This is a genomic window from Lactonifactor sp. BIOML-A5 (assembly GCF_009677585.1).
In the GTDB taxonomy this organism is placed as follows: domain Bacteria; phylum Bacillota; class Clostridia; order Lachnospirales; family Lachnospiraceae; genus Lactonifactor.
Window position 1 is genome coordinate 140,745 of record NZ_WKYV01000004.1, and the last position, 17,572, is coordinate 158,316.

At 46.8% G+C, this 17,572-nt stretch carries 15 protein-coding genes; 13 read left to right on the forward strand and 2 right to left on the reverse strand.

Going from position 1 to position 17,572, the window contains the following annotated elements; translation table 11 throughout:
- Positions 1 to 72: 72 nt before the first annotated feature.
- The gene (locus GKG41_RS04390; protein ID WP_154257359.1) at positions 73 to 345 is read left to right on the forward strand and encodes a hypothetical protein; all 273 of its coding nucleotides are present in this window, start codon (positions 73 to 75) and stop codon (positions 343 to 345) included.
- A gap of 8 nt (positions 346 to 353) precedes the next feature.
- Here the strand turns inward: GKG41_RS04390 and GKG41_RS04395 are convergent, their stop codons facing one another.
- Complete coding sequence (locus GKG41_RS04395) at positions 354 to 878, reverse strand: VanZ family protein (protein ID WP_154257360.1); 525 nt, start codon at positions 876 to 878, stop codon at positions 354 to 356.
- A 147-nt stretch (positions 879 to 1,025) separates the two neighbouring features.
- Here GKG41_RS04395 and thyA point away from each other — a divergent pair, with 147 nt between their 5' ends.
- The 12 genes from thyA to GKG41_RS04455 all read left to right on the forward strand — a co-directional run bounded on the left by thyA (position 1,026) and on the right by GKG41_RS04455 (position 16,248).
- Complete coding sequence (thyA, locus tag GKG41_RS04400) at positions 1,026 to 1,874, forward strand: thymidylate synthase (protein ID WP_154257361.1); 849 nt, start codon at positions 1,026 to 1,028, stop codon at positions 1,872 to 1,874.
- 17 nt (positions 1,875 to 1,891) lie between these two features.
- Positions 1,892 to 2,386 (forward strand): dihydrofolate reductase, encoded by a 495-nt coding sequence (locus tag GKG41_RS04405; RefSeq protein ID WP_154257362.1) that lies wholly within the window; start codon positions 1,892 to 1,894, stop codon positions 2,384 to 2,386.
- 122 nt (positions 2,387 to 2,508) lie between these two features.
- Positions 2,509 to 3,576: a branched-chain amino acid aminotransferase gene (locus GKG41_RS04410; RefSeq protein WP_154257363.1), complete on the forward strand. Its 1,068-nt coding sequence runs from the start codon at positions 2,509 to 2,511 to the stop codon at positions 3,574 to 3,576.
- Positions 3,577 to 3,728: 152 nt separating this feature from the next.
- A complete protein-coding gene (locus GKG41_RS04415; RefSeq protein ID WP_154257364.1) occupies positions 3,729 to 4,940 on the forward strand; it encodes a 5-bromo-4-chloroindolyl phosphate hydrolysis family protein in 1,212 nt (403 codons plus the stop codon).
- A 16-nt stretch (positions 4,941 to 4,956) separates the two neighbouring features.
- Positions 4,957 to 6,096, forward strand: coding sequence for a toxic anion resistance protein (locus tag GKG41_RS04420; RefSeq protein ID WP_072849066.1), 1,140 nt, complete (start codon positions 4,957 to 4,959; stop codon positions 6,094 to 6,096).
- A 192-nt stretch (positions 6,097 to 6,288) separates the two neighbouring features.
- Complete coding sequence (locus GKG41_RS04425) at positions 6,289 to 7,161, forward strand: sugar ABC transporter permease (protein ID WP_154257365.1); 873 nt, start codon at positions 6,289 to 6,291, stop codon at positions 7,159 to 7,161.
- A gap of 18 nt (positions 7,162 to 7,179) precedes the next feature.
- Positions 7,180 to 8,091 (forward strand): carbohydrate ABC transporter permease, encoded by a 912-nt coding sequence (locus GKG41_RS04430; RefSeq protein ID WP_154257366.1) that lies wholly within the window; start codon positions 7,180 to 7,182, stop codon positions 8,089 to 8,091.
- 34 nt (positions 8,092 to 8,125) lie between these two features.
- Entirely contained in the window at positions 8,126 to 9,436 is a 1,311-nt protein-coding gene (locus GKG41_RS04435) for an ABC transporter substrate-binding protein (RefSeq protein WP_154257367.1), read from the forward strand.
- Between the two features lie 585 nt (positions 9,437 to 10,021).
- Positions 10,022 to 11,077: a flavodoxin-dependent (E)-4-hydroxy-3-methylbut-2-enyl-diphosphate synthase gene (ispG, locus tag GKG41_RS04440; protein WP_154257368.1), complete on the forward strand. Its 1,056-nt coding sequence runs from the start codon at positions 10,022 to 10,024 to the stop codon at positions 11,075 to 11,077.
- A 12-nt stretch (positions 11,078 to 11,089) separates the two neighbouring features.
- Complete coding sequence (locus GKG41_RS04445) at positions 11,090 to 15,622, forward strand: PolC-type DNA polymerase III (protein ID WP_154257369.1); 4,533 nt, start codon at positions 11,090 to 11,092, stop codon at positions 15,620 to 15,622.
- 52 nt (positions 15,623 to 15,674) lie between these two features.
- On the forward strand, positions 15,675 to 15,905 hold the full coding sequence (locus GKG41_RS04450) for a hypothetical protein (RefSeq protein WP_154257370.1): 231 nt from the start codon (positions 15,675 to 15,677) through the stop codon (positions 15,903 to 15,905).
- A gap of 28 nt (positions 15,906 to 15,933) precedes the next feature.
- Entirely contained in the window at positions 15,934 to 16,248 is a 315-nt protein-coding gene (locus GKG41_RS04455) for a YbjQ family protein (protein WP_072849055.1), read from the forward strand.
- A 192-nt stretch (positions 16,249 to 16,440) separates the two neighbouring features.
- On the opposite strand, the gene GKG41_RS04460 is transcribed toward GKG41_RS04455, so the two are convergent.
- Entirely contained in the window at positions 16,441 to 17,541 is a 1,101-nt protein-coding gene (locus tag GKG41_RS04460; protein ID WP_154257371.1) for a histidinol-phosphate transaminase, read from the reverse strand.
- Between the last annotated feature and the right edge of the window lie 31 nt (positions 17,542 to 17,572).

The window sequence follows — 17,572 nt, forward strand, 5'->3', positions numbered from 1 at the left end:
AACAGCAGTTGCCTTTTACGACCAGATTTGCTATTCTAGAGGATAGAAAACCACAGGAAACGAGGAAAAATTATGGATTCAAACAGAATGAAAAGCACCTATATGCTGCGGATTCTGGCAGGGGCATATCTGATTTATATTGCGTATTCTCTTGTGGGGGGATATGTGAAAGGGGAGAGTCCCTCTTTTTGGATAGCGCTGGCAGGGGTAGCCTTTGGGATAATAGGGGCAGGACTGCTGTATTTCTCTATTAAGGGGTGGATTCGATGCACCAAAGCAGCCAATGATCCGGATCCTGAACCAGAGGATGATAAAAAAGAAGAGGATGAAAAAAGAGCGGAGTAAGCCGGGGCTTACCTCGCTCTTTTTTTTCGGAGTCTGGCTTTTCTCATCCTGGACGGGGCGAGAAATACCCAGCACACGATTCTTACAAGAATAATTCCAAAGAATACGCCCACACTGTCTATCATGACATCTCGTTTGGAGGGCCCTCTTCCTTCTACAAATGACTGGTGATACTCATCTCCGCAGGCAAAGGCCACACAGATGGCACCGGCTACAATCATGAGGGGGATACCTCTCAGATTATATACATAGAGAGGAAAGGAAACGGCAACTGCCAGGATAAAATACTCTGTCATATGTGCCAGCTTGCGGACCGGTCCATGGATCTTCTCAACATAAGAATCGATCTGATCCTCTGAAAAATCTTTTCCCAGAAGATCGCTGCCGACGGTTACAATTTTATGGCTTACTTTGTAGCTGATATTGGACGAGACCGCGCCGGTCTGTCCGGAAAAAGAGAAGATCATGTACATGATTGCAAGGGCAGGAAGAAAAGACAGTGGCTTTAAAAGTAAAATCAAAAATTTTTTCATTTGTTCACACTCCTATGACGAGAATATATCATGTTTTAGGAGAGGCGTCAAATTGCTTGCACCTGGTATTTGTATATATTATAATGGAAAAATCGGGACATCCCGTTACGGAGACTGGCAACTGATTACAGATAAAGGAGAAAAAACATGAGTTTAGCAGATAATATATTTATCACCATGTGCCGGGATATTATAGACAACGGAACCAGCACAGAGGGAGAGAAAGTCCGTCCGGTATGGGAGGACGGCACCTCAGCCTACACAATCAAACGATTTGGACTAGTGAACCGTTATGATCTCTCAAAGGAATTCCCGGCCCTGACACTGCGGCGCACTGCCTTAAAGAGCGCTATGGATGAGATTTTGTGGATCTGGCAGAAGAAATCCAATAACATTAAAGAGCTGAACAGCCATGTATGGGACAGCTGGGCAGATGAGACGGGATCCATCGGTAAGGCCTACGGCTACCAGATGAGCGTGAAGCACCAGTACAGAGAAGGAATGATGGATCAGGTAGACAGGGTACTCTTTGATCTGAGAGAGAACCCCTACAGCCGCAGAATCATGACCAATATCTATGTTCACCAGGATCTTCATGAAATGCACCTGTATCCCTGTGCGTACTCAATGACGTTTAATGTGACGAAGGAGAAGGACAGCGATCAGCTGATTCTGAATGGGATTCTCAATCAAAGATCCCAGGATGTTCTTGCTGCCAACAACTGGAATGTGTGTCAGTATTCACTGCTTCTTATGATGTTTGCCCAAGTGTCTGGGATGAAGGCAGGGGAGTTGGTGCACGTGATTGCGGACGCTCATATCTATGATCGGCATATTCCTCTGGTGCAGGAGCTTATCTCCCGTCCGGTGTATCCGGCGCCCAAGGTGACACTGAACCCGGAGATTCGGGATTTCTATCAATTTACAGTGAATGATCTGACCGTGGAAAATTACCAGACGGGTCCCCAGATCAAAAATATTCCCATAGCTGTGTAGAAAGAAAGGAGAACTCTATGAATTTAATTGTAGCTGCTGATAAAAACTGGGGGATCGGAAAAGACAATAAACTTCTGGTCAGCATTCCCTCTGATATGAAGTTCTTCCGAACACAGACTACCGGCAAGGTTGTCGTTATGGGGAGAAAAACTCTGGAAAGCTTCCCCAATCAGATGCCGTTAAAAAACAGGACGAACATAATACTGACCAGGAATCCTGGGTATAGCGTTAAGGGGGGGACAGTGGTTCATTCCCTGGACGAACTTACGGAGGCACTAAAGCCCTATGAGGAGAAGGAGATCTATGTCATCGGAGGAGACAGCATTTATAAACTTCTTCTGCCATACTGCTCAACAGCTCATGTGACGAGAATAGACTTTGCCTTTGAAGCCGACAGCTTCTTTCCGAACCTGGATGAGGACGGGGAGTGGGAAATTACCGGTAAAAGTGAGGAGCAGACATATTTTGACCTGGAATATGAATTTGTCAAATATGAGAGGAAAAAGGCCTGATTTTCTCAGGTCTGTCTCTTGACAGTGTCTGAAAAAAGTATAATAATAAAAAAAGATTCATGATATTGCAATGTAACACGTCGTAGCGATAAAGTGGATTGTAGATAGAGGAGGAAAATCACATGTTAGAGATTAAGATTGAGAAAACTACAAATCCAAAACCAATTCCGGACAAGGATAATCCATTAGTATTCGGTACTATTTTTACAGACCACATGTTTGAGATGGATTATACGGAAGGAAAGGGATGGCACGATCCACGAATTGTACCATATCATAACCTGGAACTGGAACCCTCCGCCATGGTGTTCCACTATGGACAGGAAATGTTTGAAGGCTTAAAAGCATACAAGACAGAGGACGGAAGGATTCTGTTATTCCGCCCGGATAAGAATATAGAAAGGGCAAACCATTCTAACCGCCGCCTGATGATCCCCGAGATCCCTGAGGATATATTTATGGAGGCGATTAAGCAGGTTGTGAAAATTGACGAGGCATGGATCCCTACAAAAGAGGGGACATCTCTTTACATACGTCCCTTTGTAATTGCGACAGATCCATTTCTGGGAGTTAGACCTTCTTATACCTATAAATTTATGATTATTTTATCTCCTGTGGGAGCTTATTACCCGGAGGGCCTGGATCCTGTTAAAATCTGGATCGAGGATGAATATGTGAGAGCTGTCCGCGGCGGTATTGGAGAGGCTAAGACCGGAGGTAATTACGTGGCATCCATGGCATCTCAGATGAAGGCTCATGAGGATGGGTATTCCCAGGTGCTCTGGCTGGACGGCGTGGAAAGAAAGTACATTGAAGAAGTAGGTGCCATGAATATTTTCTTTAAAATAGATGGGACAGTAGTGACGCCTATGCTGAACGGCTCTATTCTTTCCGGCGTTACCAGAAGAACCTGCATAGAACTTTGCAAATCCTGGGGAATTCCTGTGGAAGAAAGAAAAGTATCTGTAGATGAGCTGGAAGAGGCAGCCAGAACAGGCACTCTGGAAGAGGTCTGGGGAAGCGGTACGGCGGCTGTTATATCACCGGTTGGACATCTCCGCTATGAGAATGACGTATTCCAGATAGGAGACGGAGGTATCGGAGAACTGAGTCAGAGACTATACGATACAGTGACAGGAATCCAGCTTGGAAAGATAGAAGACAAGTTTGGATGGACCGTTGAGGTTTAAGAAAAAAGTATGAAAAGTTCCGGAAGTTAGCCTCCGGAACTTTTTTAACTTTTAAGACCTTTCCGGAAGCATTGATTTTTCTTATTATATCATATATAATTCACTGTAGGACGAAACATGATAGAATACAATACAGATACAGGGAGGGCAAGATGGCCAATCAGGATTGGATCAATCTGGGGGATGAGATTCGTGACATAGTGGAGAATGCTATAGATTCCCAGAATTTTCATAAATTAAATCAGTCGATCAGCGACACGGTTACCAGCGCAATGGAGAATGTAAACCGTACGATCCGAAACGCAGGTTCTGCCGCCGGACAGGCCGGGCAGCGCATTCAGGAGGAAGTCAGAGAACAGCAGGGAAGATACCGTTACCAAAACAGAAATAGCTATATAAGGCCAAGGGAGATTGTAAATAGCTCTCCTTCGCTCTTTGCAAAAACCGGTCCGTCCTCCTGTGCGGGATATGCACTGACGATCACTGGGGGGATTCTCACCGGCGGTTTGGGGATTGCTGTGTTAATTCTCCTGATTGTGGCAATCGCGACCGGAAGTATGGGGGCAGCTTTTAGCATCCCTATATTTATTATGCTTCCTCTGCTTATCGGAAGTGTGATTATGACCTGGAAGGGAAGCACCATTTTGGGGCGGTTAAAAAGATTTAAAAACTATATTCGTGGCTTACGGGGCCGGAATTACTGCGGCATAAAGGAATTGGCCCGGCTGGTGGGAAAATCAGAAAATTATGTGATTAAGGACCTGAGAAATATGATAGAGAGAGGTTTGTTTCTGCAGGGACATCTGGATCAGCAGAATACCTGCCTGATTGCATCTGATGATGTGTACGAACAGTACCAGCTGGCCCAAAAGCAGCTGGAGATCCGACAAAAGGAATTGCAGCAGGAGGCAGCAAAGCCCAAAAGCGGTTTGTCGGAGGAGGCCAGAAAGGTAATTAAGGAAGGAAATGATTATCTGGAAGCAATCAAAGGGAGCAATGACGCTATTCCAGGGGTTGAGATATCGAAAAAGATTTCCCGTCTGGAAGTGGTGATACAAAAGATTTTCCAGCGGGTGGAGCAGCATCCGGAGTTGATTTCGGATCTGAGAAAATTTATGGATTACTATCTGCCCACTACGATGAAACTGCTGAAGGCCTATGAGGAACTGGATGCCCAGCCGGTGCAGGGGGAGAATATAGCAACTGCAAAAAGAGAGATAGAAGAGACTTTGGACACTATCAGCACGGCATTTGAGAATCTGCTGGACAGTTTCTTTAAGGACACGGCATGGGATATCTCTACGGACATCTCTGTGCTTCAGACTATGCTGGCACAAGAGGGCCTGACAAAAAAGGACTTTTAAGAAAAGAGGATAACATATGAGCGAAGAATTTAAGGATTTCACTGCAACCCCTACACTGACCTTTGATCCCCTTCCCACAAAGGAAGAGATCATAGAGCCTAAGCCTCAGGAGCCTGAGAAGACCTGGAATGATGATATTCTCTCCGCGGAGGAGATTAAAATGGTGGACGAGTTCGCCCAGCAGATAGATCTGAACAATTCCAATGCTATCCTTCAGTACGGAGCGGGAACCCAGAAAAAAATGGCTGATTTCTCTGAAGGGGCCCTGGAAAATGTAAAGACAAAGGATCTGGGAGAAATTGGAGATCTCCTTTCCAATGTGGTGTCCGAGTTGAAAAGCTTTGATGTGGAAGAAGAAGAAAAGGGTTTCCTGGGATTTTTCAAAAAGACTTCCAACAAGATTACTGCCATGAAGACAAAGTTTGACAAAACTGAGGTAAATATAGACAAGATTTGTCAGGTGCTGGAGAAACATCAGATTCAGCTTTTGAAGGACATAGCAGTGCTGGATAAGATGTATCAGTTGAATCTGACCTATTTTAAAGAGCTGTCCATGTACATTCTGGCAGGAAAGAAGAAGCTTCAGGAGGTCAGGGGGAAGGAACTCAGCAGCCTTATGGCAAAGGCGCAGTCCAGCGGTCTTCCAGAGGACGCCCAGGCTGCCAAGGATCTGGACTCCCTTTGTAATCGATTTGAGAAAAAGATTCATGATCTGGAGTTAACCAGGATGATCTCTATCCAGACGGCACCACAGATTCGTCTGGTTCAGGGCAATGATACCCTGATGGCAGAGAAGATTCAGTCCACTTTGGTAAACACAATCCCTCTGTGGAAAAGTCAGATGGTGCTGGCACTGGGTGTGGCTCATTCCACCCAGGCAGCAGAGGCTCAGCGCCAGGTGACAGATATGACAAATGATCTGCTGAGAAAGAATGCAGAGACACTGAAACTGGCTACCATAGAGACTGCAAAAGAATCAGAGCGGGGCATAGTAGATATGGAGACGCTGAAGATGACCAACGAATCTCTTATCTCTACGCTGGATGAGGTGATGAAGATTCAGCAGGAAGGAAAGCAGAAGCGAAGGGAAGCTGAGGTGGAAATGAACCGCCTGGAAAATGAACTGAAAACGAAATTATTGCAGATTAACGGTTGAGAATCGTAAGGAACAATATATGGCTGGGAAGAGACCGGTACAGAACAGGTAATACATACCTGTTCTGTACCGGTTTTGTGCTGCAATGGAATACGGAGGTTCAAAAAATGAACAAAAGTACTTGACAATCCCTTCAAACAGAAGTAAAATGATGGAAGTTCAAAAAATGAACAAAGATGGAGGGAGCACAGAATGTACAAGTGGAGAAGGCGGGGAGAGGCATTGTTTTTTATATTGCCGATTCTGATACCCCTAATCGTATTTTGGATTTACCCTATTATTCGTTCCGGATGGATCAGTTTTACAAATTGGGATTATATGACCCCGGAATATGATTTTGTAGGGTTGAAAAATTATAAAGATCTATTGAGCACAGGAGGATTTTTCCCTGCTCTTAAAAATACACTGGTCTTCGGACTGGGGACAGCGATACCGGTGATTGCCGGGGGATTTTTGCTTGCCGTTCTGGTGAGAAGTCTGAAGAAAGGGAGCAAAGTTTACCAGTTTATCTTATTTTCACCCTGGATTACCCCTACGGTGGCTATCTCTATCGTCTGGACTTGGATCTTCGAACCGGATACCGGGATTGCCAATCTCGTGCTTCGTTTTTTACATATGCCGGCTCTGCAGTGGCTGCACAGTTCTCAAACGGCAATGCTTTCCGTGATTCTGGTTACCCTCTGGAAGACCTTGGGGTATGCCATGATATTCTATCTGACGGCATTGGCAAAGGTTCCGGAAGAGCTGTACGATGCGGGCAAGGTAGACGGGGCATCCAGACTGGCACTCATGAGACATATAACTGTACCTATGGTTTCCCCCACCACCTTGTTTCTGGTTGTTCTGAATACAGTCAATGCCCTCCAGGCCTACGACCAGATTCAGGTTCTGACCCAGGGAGGCCCCTCTGGAAGTACCCGAACACTGCTGTATCTTTATTACCAGCTGGGTTTTGAACAGTTTCATATGGGGCAGGCTGCAGCATCTGGTGTGCTTCTGGTGATCATTGCGTCAGCGCTGGCGGGAATACAGTTTGCGGTTTCAAAAAAATCGGTACATTATTAGAAAGGGAGTGTTCCAGTTATGGAAAATTTACAGGCACTGAAGCTTCCCTCAGGGAAGACAGCCCAGGAGCGATGTATAAGAAGGACTGCAAAGGTGGGAAAGCTGGCGTGGATAACCGGAGAGGCAGTAAAGCACGTATTTCTTGCTGGAATCAGCCTTGTTATGGCATTCCCGTTTTTATGGATGGTCATCAGCGCGCTTAAGACAAAAGCAGAGGTTATGAATACAGAAATTTTTTTGCCTCAGGAGGCACAGTGGGGGAACTTTGCGGAAGTGATTTTTCATTCTCCCATCCTCCGGTATATGGGAAACAGCCTTCTGGTGTCGGCGGCCATTGTCCTTCTTCAGGTGGTTACCGGGGGTATGATGGCATATGCGCTCTCATTTATGAGGTTCCGGGGCCGTAAAGCCTTGTTTCTGGTGGTGGTGGGAACCTATATGCTTCCTCCCGCAGCCACATACATCCCGGGCTATATTATATTATCCCAACTGAACCTGCTGGACAGCCTGACAGGACTTACCATATCCTGTACGGTAAATATTTTTGGGATCTTTCTGCTCCGGCAGGCATTTATGCAGCTGCCCTACGGATTGGTTGAAGCGGCCAAGGTAGACGGAGCCAGGCCGTGGTATATTCTGTGGAATATTGTGTTCCCGCTTACCCGCCCAACTTTTATTACATTTATTCTTATGAGCTTTATCACAAGCTATAACAGCTATATGTGGCCCTCTCTTATCACGGAGACACCGGATAAGGCGCTCATCTCTCAGGGGCTGCGGATGTTTTTTATAGAAGGCGGTGCTTACGGCACAGAATGGCCTAAGGTAATGGCGGCCAGTGCGGTCATTGTCATTCCCCTTTTGCTGTTGTTTTTATTTACACAAAAATGGTTTATTAAAGGGATCAGCGATACAGGGATGAAAGGGTAACAGAAAGAAAGGATTCAGAGAGGAGATAAGAATTATGAAAACAAAGAAGGCAGCAGCAGCGGTACTTGTTCTGAGTTTGTGTACCGGACTTATGGGAGGATGTCAAAAGACGGCGCAGGCTGACAGCAAAGAAGATGCTGGAGACAGGGTACAAGTGAAAGTATGGTATTCCGGAGGCAAGACGGCCACCAAGGTGCTGGATGAAATTATTCAGCAGTTTAACAGCAGCCAGGACACCTATGAAGCAAAAGGGGTAGTCCAGGCGGATTACGATGAGACCTACGAGAAACTCCAGGCAGCCATTGCGGGGAAAAAGCAGCCGGATGTGGTGCTTCTGGATGCAGACAAAGCAGTAAACCTGGCAGAAAAGGGGCTTCTGGAAGATCTGAAGGCTTTTGTGGAAAAGGATGCGTCCATGAATACAGAAGATTTTATCCCAGTATTTTACAATCAGGGATTTACAGAGAATGGAGAGCTATTCGCTATTCCGGCCTACGGAACTACGCAGGTGATGTACTATAACATGGAAGCTTTTGAGAAGGCAGGCATTCAGGCGGACAACATAAAGACCTGGCAGGATCTTGCCCAGGCAGCCGAGGGTATGACGGTCAGGGATGGAGAGGAAACCACCTTCTACGGATGGGAGCCTATGTACAATGAGGATAATCTTATGGATGCGGTATTCAGCAATGGAGGCTCTGTATTCAGTGACGACGGCAAATCCGTTTTGATCAATTCCAAGGAATGGGTGGAGGTTTGGGAAGCCTTCCGCCAGTGGATTCACGAGGATAAGACTATGAGGATACATTACGGCGGACAGGGCTGGCAGTACTGGTATGACACCATGGATGATGTTCTCCAGAACCGGGCAGGAGGGTATACCGGCTCATCAGGAGATCAGGCGGATCTTGACTTTTCGGTGGTGGCAGCCATGCCTCAGCCGGGATTCCATGATAATCCTCCGGCACCAGTTGCCAGGGCTCTGCAGTTTACCATGGTGAAGGGCGGCAGCGACGAGGCAAAGCAGGGGGCCTATGAATTTATGAAATACTTTACAGAGGCTGAGCAGCAGGCAAAATGGTCGATGGAAACCGGCTATGTGGCAGTCCGTCAGTCTGTCAAAGAAAATGAGGCATTCCAGGCATTTGCCGAGGAGAATCCGCAGATTCTAGTTCCGCTGGAACAGTCTATGCACGCATCCATTCTTCCTATTGATCCCACAGGGGGAAAGGTATATGATGCTCTGAAGATAGCTGCGGACAAAGTTGAAATTGAGAATATACCGGCACAGGAAGCGCTGGACGAGGCACAGAAGACAGCGCAGGAAGCGCTGGACGCTCTGTAATCATCTGCAGGGGCGGGGGAATATGGAAATTCCTTCGCTCCTGATGGGATCTTGAAGCAAAATGAGTTATAATGACAGATAGGAAGCTCCCAACTTGTACCCGAGGTTATATCTTAATGCTGCTCTTTTGGCTGGCAAATGGGTACACCGTTCATTAAAATATAATTTGGGAGCCCAACTGCAAACACTTTGTATAAATTTTTTTCAGGTGCGAACCATAAGTGAACATAGAATTACCGGGGGATTCGCACTTGAAATAGGGGAATACTTGTTTGGAAAAAGGAAAAGAAAAGTACGGGATATTGTATTTTTGTATGGAATTAACAAAAATGAAGTGGTAAAATAGAGTTAAATTATGTATAATTGCTGTCACTGCCTGCGAGGGCAGTGTGGATTGAAATTATATTGCAAATGAGGGATTGAGCCTACTGGAGAGTCACTGCCTGCGAGGCAGTGTGGTTTGAGAGCATTGTCAAATCACACAATACGTAGTAAAATATAGTCACTGTCTGCGAGGACAGCATGGATTGAAATATTAAATTTAACGTTTTTATATAAAATCAGGAAAGAAATGGAGAATATGCAATGTACAGAGAGCGTACAAAAGTTGTTTCTATAGGGGACAGGGTTATCGGCGGCGGTAATCCTGTTCTTATCCAGTCTATGACAAATACAAAAACAGAGGATATTAAGGGGACAGTTGCTCAGATTCGGGCCCTCACGGCGGCGGGGTGCGAGATCGTCAGGTGTACAGTACCTACTATGGAGGCGGCTCTGGCCCTAAGAGAGATTAAACAGCAGATTTCTGTCCCCCTAGTGGCAGATATACATTTTGACTACCGCATGGCTATAGCTGCTATTGAGAACGGGGCGGATAAGATTAGGATTAACCCGGGGAACATTGGCAGCAGAGAGCGTATCAAGGCCGTGGTGGATGCGGCAAAGGAGAGAAGCGTTCCTATCCGTGTGGGGGTAAACAGCGGTTCCCTGGAAAAGGAACTGGTGGAGCGGTATCACGGGGTGACAGCAGAGGGACTTGTGGAAAGCGCACTGGACAAAGTGAAGATCATTGAGGAGCTGGGTTATGACAATCTGGTGATCAGCATTAAGTCCTCAGATGTAATGATGTGTGTGAAAGCCCATGAGTTAATTGCCAGCAGAACACAGTACCCTCTGCATGTGGGAATTACCGAGGCGGGAACTCTGTATTCCGGGAATATTAAGTCTGCCGTGGGGCTGGGAATTATTTTGTATCAGGGAATCGGCGATACTATTCGGGTGTCACTGACAGGAGATCCGGTGGAAGAAATTAAATCTGCAAAAGGGATTTTGAAAACCCTGGGGCTCCGAAAGGGAGGGATAGAAGTGGTCTCCTGTCCTACCTGCGGACGCACGGAGATTGATCTTATTGGACTGGCCAATCAGGTGGAGACTATGGTGCAGGAATTTCCTCTGGACATTAAGGTGGCTGTGATGGGATGTGTGGTCAATGGACCGGGAGAGGCTAAGGAAGCCGATATCGGAATCGCCGGAGGCAAAGGCGTGGGGCTACTGATTAAAAAGGGGGAGATAATCCGCAAGGTACCTGAGGATGAACTCCTTTCCTGTCTGCGCAAGGAGCTGGAACATTGGGAACAATAGGAGTTTTGTAATATGGAAAAAGATTTTTTTGAGGTTTTTCCCAATCTTAAAGTAGAAGATAAACTTCAGGAACTGCTGGATGGAGTTCAGGTGACTAAGGTAGCCGCCAATTCTGCCAAAGACCGGCTGAGGGTATATCTCCTCAGCCGTCAGTGGATACATAAAAAATATATTTATGATTTGGAAGAGGCCATCTCCTCCCAGTTTTTCCCGGGGGTGTCCATGGAAGTGAAAATCATAGAAAAATTCAGCCTTTCCTCCCAGTACACGCCGGAAAACCTCTATGAAGTCTATCGGAACAGTATGCTGACAGAACTGAAGGAATACAGTATCCTCGTCTATAATCTGCTGGCCACAGCAAAGGTGGAGTTTCCGGAGCCGGAACGTATGGTTCTTCAGATTCCCCAATCGGTGCTTGCTGCCACGAAGGAGAAAGAGCTGACGGAGTATCTGGAAAAGGTGTTCTGCGAGCGGTGCGGATTATCTCTGAAGGTAGAGCCCTTGTATATGGAGGCCAAGGAGAGCAAATCCAGAAAGAACAGTGAACTGAGGATCCAGCAGGAAGCTGCCCATATCATTGCCCAGTCGTCCTTTGGAAACAAAGCCGGGGAAAGCTACCCTGAGGAGGAACTCCATGAGGAGGCATTGCCGCAGAAGTCCATGGAAAAAGAAAAGCCGGCGCCTGAGAAGAAAAAAGATGTTCCTGCACAGGGAAAAAACACGTCCAAGACTTCCGGGAGGGCCGGGGCGGCAGATAAGAGAAATGGTAAGGGAAGCTTTGGGAAGAATACTGGGGGCGGAGACTTCCGCCGTTCTGTGAAGCGTTCTGACAATCCGGAGGTGTTGTATGGACGTGATTTTGATGATGAGGCTCTGCCTCTGGAGCATATTACGGGAGAAATGGGAGAAGTCTGTATTCGCGGGAAAATCATGTCTCTGGAGACCAGAGAAATCAGAAATGAAAAGACAATTATCATATTCTCCATGACGGATTTTACAGACTCTATCACTGTGAAAATGTTTGCCAGAAATGATCAGGTGGAGGAGATTCTGGCCGGGATAAAAGTGAAATCATTTATTAAGCTGAAAGGTGTCACTACCATTGACCGTTTCGACAGTGAATTAACAATAGGCTCAGTTGTGGGAATAAAAAAGATTGCTGACTTTACCAGCAGCCGGGCAGACACCAGTCCGGAAAAGCGTGTGGAGCTTCACTGTCACACGAAGATGAGTGAAATGGACGGTGTCTCAGATGCCAAAGCTCTGATTATGAGGGCATTTGAGTGGGGACATAAGGCCATAGCGATCACAGACCACGGGGTCGTTCAGGGATTCCCGGATGCTCTTCACGCTACCTGGGATATGCCTAAGGATGCGGATTTCAAAATTATCTATGGGGTGGAGGCATATCTGGTAGATGATCTCAAGGGCATTGTATCCAACAGCAAAGGACAGAATCTGGATGGCGCTTTTGTGGTGTTTGACATCGAGACTACCGGTTTCAGCCCTCTGGCGAATAAAATTATTGAAATAGGGGCAGTGAGAGTGGAAGGGGGAAAGATTACAGATCGATTCTCCACGTTCGTGAATCCTAAGGTGCCCATTCCTTTCCGGATTGAGACTCTTACGGGGATAAATGATAATATGGTTTCCCAGGCAGAGGAGATTACAGATATTCTGCCCCGGTTCATGGAGTTCTGCCGGGGGGCAGTCATGGTGGCTCACAATGCAGAGTTTGATATGAGCTTTATTCAGAAAAACTGTGAAGATCTGGGCATTGAGACGGATTTTACCTATGCAGACACCGTAGGAATGGCAAGATTTCTTTTGCCTGCCCTGAATCGGTTTAAGCTGGATACTGTGGCCAAAGCAGTGGGGGTTTCTCTGCAGAACCATCACCGGGCGGTGGATGACGCGGCCTGTACGGCAGAAATCTTTGTGAAATTTATTGAAATGCTAAAGGAGAGGGAAATAGAGAATCTGGATCAGCTGAATGAAGCAGGGGCAGTTACCCCTGAGGTGGTAATGAAGATGCCCACCTACCATGCGATTATTCTGGCCACCAGCGATCAGGGAAGGGTGAATCTCTATAAAATTATATCCCAGTCCCATCTCACATACTATAACCGGAGGCCAAGGGTGCCAAAGAGTCTGTATCTGAAGCTTCAGGAGGGGCTGCTCATTGGCTCTGCCTGTGAGGCAGGGGAGCTGTACCAGGCGATTCTAAACGGCAGACCAGAGACGGAGATTGCAAGGCTGGCTGATTTCTATGATTATCTGGAAATCCAGCCCCTGGGGAATAATGGATTTATGCTGAGAAGCGATAAGATAGAGGTTTCCACCCAGGAGGACCTGATGGACATTAACCGCAGGATTGTGAAACTGGGAGAACAGTTCAATAAACCAGTGGTTGCCACTTGTGACGTCCACTTTCTGGATCCCGAGGACGAAGTCTACCGGAGAATTATAATGGCAGGAAAAGGATTTGACGACGCGGATGATCAGGCGCCCCTGTACCTGCGCACCACAGAAGAAATGCTGGCCGAATTCTCCTATCTGGGAAGGGAAAAAGCAGAGGAAGTAGTGATTACGAATACCAATAGAATTGCGGATATGTGTGAAAAAATATCACCGGTTCATAAGGGGAAATGCCCTCCGGTGATTCCCAATTCCGACGAGATGCTCCGGGAACTCTGTTATCAGAAAGCCCACGAGATCTATGGAGAGGAGCTTCCCTCTCCCGTTACCGAGCGGCTGGAAAGAGAATTAAATTCTATTATATCCAACGGCTATGCGGTTATGTATATGATTGCACAGAAGCTGGTGTGGAAATCTAACAGTGACGGCTATCTGGTAGGCTCCCGTGGATCTGTAGGTTCTTCTTTCGCCGCAACCATGTCCGGGATTACAGAGGTGAATCCCCTGAGCCCTCATTATTACTGCGCAGAGTGTCACTACTGCGACTTTGACTCGGAAGATGTAAAAAAGTACGCCGGAGGCGCTGGCTGTGACATGCCGGATAAAGTCTGCCCGGTGTGCGGGGCCAATCTCCAGAAAGAAGGGTTTGATATCCCGTTTGAAACATTTCTGGGATTTAAAGGGGATAAGGAGCCTGATATTGACCTCAACTTCTCCGGGGACTACCAGGGAAAGGCTCACCGTTATGTGGAAGTTATCTTTGGCTACGGCCAGACCTTTAAAGCGGGAACCATTGGCACACTGGCAGAAAAGACGGCTTTCGGCTATGTGAAAAATTATTATGAGGAGAGGGGATCCAGAAAAAGGAACTGTGAGATTAACCGGATTGTCCAGGGCTGTACCGGTGTACGCAGGACCACTGGCCAGCATCCGGGAGGGATCATTGTACTACCCATCGGATGGGATATTGAAGAGTTTACCCCGGTGCAGCACCCTGCCAATGATATGGGCAGTGATATTATAACCACACATTTTGATTATCATTCCATTGATTCCAACTTGCTGAAGCTGGATATTCTGGGACACGATGATCCTACCATGATCCGTATGCTGGAAGACCTGACAGGGATTAATGCCAGGGAAATTCCTCTGGACAGCCAGGAGGTAATGTCCCTGTTCCAGGGGACAGAGGCTCTGGGTATTACTCCGGAGGATATAAGGGGATGTCCTTTGGGATGCCTGGGGGTTCCGGAGTTCGGTACAGAGTTTGCTATGCAGATGCTGATTGATACCCAGCCCAAGTCTTTCTCTGATTTGGTGCGTATCGCCGGGCTGGCTCATGGTACGGATGTTTGGCTGGGCAATGCCCAGACGCTGATACAGGAGGGAAAGGCCACCATCTCCACCGCTATCTGCACCAGGGATGATATTATGATCTATCTGATACAGAAAGGACTGGAGAGCGGCCTCTCCTTTACCATCATGGAGTCTGTGCGGAAGGGCAAGGGACTGAAGCCGGAGTGGGAAGAAGAGATGACGAAGCATGGGGTGCCGGACTGGTATATCTGGTCCTGTAAAAAGATTAAGTACATGTTCCCCAAAGCACATGCCGCGGCGTATGTTATGATGGCTTTCCGGATTGCCTATTGTAAGATTTTTTATCCTCTGGCATACTATGCTGCTTTCTTCAGCATCAGGGCCACGGCGTTTTCCTATGAACTTATGTGTCAGGGAAAAGAGAAACTGGAATATTTTATGGATGATTATCAAAAGCGTATGGATACCCTGAGTAAAAAAGAGCAGGATACCTACAAGGATATGAAGGTAGTGCAGGAGATGTATGCACGGGGGTTTGAATTTGTTCCCATTGATCTTTACCGGGCGGAGGCTCATACCTTCCGGATTGTAGATGGGAAGCTGATGCCGGCGTTAGATACCATCGAAGGACTTGGAGACCGTGCGGCCGATGCTGTGGTGGAAGCGGCCGCCGGCGGGGAATTTTTGTCAAAGGATGATTTCCGGATACGTACCAAGGTGAGTAAGACGGTCATTGATCTGATGAGCGATCTGAACCTGTTCGGGGATATTCCGGATTCCAATCAGATGTCTCTCTTTGATTTCCAGTAGAATTTTTATAGATGGTATAGTATAATAGTTGTAAATGACGGGAGGCAAAAGGATGAAACGATTTCTGGAAAAAGGTGCACCTATACTGATAATAATTATCCTGTGTATCCTGGTCCTTGTTTGGGCTCTGGGAGGCTTTCTTGCAGGTACGTTTGCAGGGGGAAGTGTTCTGATAGGGGGAGTGTTTTTTCTGATCGGTCTTGCCGTTATAGCTGCTCTGATTGTCACACTGGTGAAGCGAATCAAAGAGATCGACGATGAGGATGATTTGAGCAAATATTAACAGTACTCACAGAGGGAGGTAATGAAATATGCTTATTATGACTGCGGATGCAATACCCGGCAGAAAATATGAGATGCTTGGGATTGCCAAGGGTTCTACTATTCAGACGGTTCACGCCGGCAAGGATATTATGAACAGCTTTAAAACACTGGTAGGAGGAGAATTGACCTCTTACAATGAGATGATGAATAAAGCGAGAGCGCTGGCCACCAAGAGACTGGAGGAGGATGCACAGAGCATGGGAGCAGATGCCGTAGTGGCTATGAGGTATTCGTCCAGCTCAGTGATGCAGGGAGCATCTGAGATTATGGCCTATGGGACAGCAATACGCTTCACTGATTAGACAAAAAAGAGACTGTAATCAGCCGTGACAAAGGCTTAGATTACAGTCTTTTTTATTACATAGGAAACTTCGTTCCATATGAAATAAAAAACCCTCCGGGGGATCCCACTGGGGCGGAAAGGAAGATGCTGTCTGCGACAGCCCGCCGCAGGCGGAGATTGCGCTTTCGCGCAATCTTTTATGGAAAAAAGATTACGGGCACAGCAGTTCCCGGAAGGCACCCAGGAGTCTATCGTTTTGTTCATGATTCATAATGCAGAACCGGACATAGCTCTCATCTAAAAATGGAAATGTGGAACAATTCCGTATCATAAGACCTTTTCTTATACAGTGTTCAAAAAGTTCCTCTGCGGTTACCCCCTCCTTTAATAGTCTGACCAGTATAAAGTTCCCCTTTGGCTCATAGATTTTGACACTGTCCCAGGTACGAAGCTCCCTGCAGATTCTGTCGCGTTCAGAAAAGATGAGGTCTTTGGTTGCCTGTATATACTCTGTATCCCGGAACATAATCTGCCCTCCAATTTCGGCCAGAGAGTTGATGGTCCAGGGGTTTTTTCGTGTATTGATTTGCTTCACCATATCCTGGTTACCGGTGATCGCATACCCCAGGCGCAGGCCGGGTGCCGCAAAGAACTTTGAGATTCCGCGCAGGATAATTAGATTATTATAGTAATTTGTCAGGGGGACAGAAGTGATCTCCTGTTCCTGGGGGGCGAATTCCACGTAGGTTTCGTCCACCATAACAAAGATACCGTGCTCCAGGCAGGTATCCAGGATCTGACGCATCTGTGTACTGGTAAGGGCTGTTGAGGTAGGGTTATTGGGATTGCAGAGTACCAGAAGATCTATCCCCTCTGTGAGATGGCTGCAAAAATCATCGGTATCCATCTGAAAGTCATTCTCTTCTTTCAGAGGATAATAGAGGGTGGTACCTCCGCCCAGAGTGATTTCCCTTTCATATTCGGAATATGTGGGTCCCAGTATTAAGGCCTTTTTGGGGTGCTCTGTCTGAATAAACAGGGAGATCAGTTCTGTGGATCCATTTCCCACAATGATATTCTCCAGCTGGGCTCCTGTATAGGCGGCGATGCACTGGCGGAGTTTTTTATAATCCCGATCCGGATAACTGGTAACGGCATCAATATGATCCGACAATGTTTTCCTCAATTGGTAGGAAACTCCTAATGGATTAACATTGGCGCTGAAGCTTGTGATCTCTTCCTTCTTTATTCCGTAGATTTCCTCAATTTTCTCTAAATCACTGCCATGAAAATGGTCCTTGTGTTTTAACATGTGCTCTCCCTCTTTCTGAAATTCACCTGTA

Excerpts from the sequence above, each read along its gene's own strand:
- GKG41_RS04390 (WP_154257359.1), top strand. The coding sequence starts at position 73 with ATGGATTCAAACAGAATGAAAAGCACCTATATGCTGCGGATTCTGGCA.
- GKG41_RS04395 (WP_154257360.1), bottom strand. The coding sequence starts at position 878 with ATGAAAAAATTTTTGATTTTACTTTTAAAGCCACTGTCTTTTCTTCCT.
- thyA (WP_154257361.1), top strand. The coding sequence starts at position 1,026 with ATGAGTTTAGCAGATAATATATTTATCACCATGTGCCGGGATATTATA.
- GKG41_RS04405 (WP_154257362.1), top strand. The coding sequence starts at position 1,892 with ATGAATTTAATTGTAGCTGCTGATAAAAACTGGGGGATCGGAAAAGAC.
- GKG41_RS04410 (WP_154257363.1), top strand. The coding sequence starts at position 2,509 with ATGTTAGAGATTAAGATTGAGAAAACTACAAATCCAAAACCAATTCCG.
- GKG41_RS04415 (WP_154257364.1), top strand. The coding sequence starts at position 3,729 with ATGGCCAATCAGGATTGGATCAATCTGGGGGATGAGATTCGTGACATA.
- GKG41_RS04420 (WP_072849066.1), top strand. The coding sequence starts at position 4,957 with ATGAGCGAAGAATTTAAGGATTTCACTGCAACCCCTACACTGACCTTT.
- GKG41_RS04425 (WP_154257365.1), top strand. The coding sequence starts at position 6,289 with ATGTACAAGTGGAGAAGGCGGGGAGAGGCATTGTTTTTTATATTGCCG.
- GKG41_RS04430 (WP_154257366.1), top strand. The coding sequence starts at position 7,180 with ATGGAAAATTTACAGGCACTGAAGCTTCCCTCAGGGAAGACAGCCCAG.
- GKG41_RS04435 (WP_154257367.1), top strand. The coding sequence starts at position 8,126 with ATGAAAACAAAGAAGGCAGCAGCAGCGGTACTTGTTCTGAGTTTGTGT.
- ispG (WP_154257368.1), top strand. The coding sequence starts at position 10,022 with ATGTACAGAGAGCGTACAAAAGTTGTTTCTATAGGGGACAGGGTTATC.
- GKG41_RS04445 (WP_154257369.1), top strand. The coding sequence starts at position 11,090 with ATGGAAAAAGATTTTTTTGAGGTTTTTCCCAATCTTAAAGTAGAAGAT.
- GKG41_RS04450 (WP_154257370.1), top strand. The coding sequence starts at position 15,675 with ATGAAACGATTTCTGGAAAAAGGTGCACCTATACTGATAATAATTATC.
- GKG41_RS04455 (WP_072849055.1), top strand. The coding sequence starts at position 15,934 with ATGCTTATTATGACTGCGGATGCAATACCCGGCAGAAAATATGAGATG.
- GKG41_RS04460 (WP_154257371.1), bottom strand. The coding sequence starts at position 17,541 with ATGTTAAAACACAAGGACCATTTTCATGGCAGTGATTTAGAGAAAATT.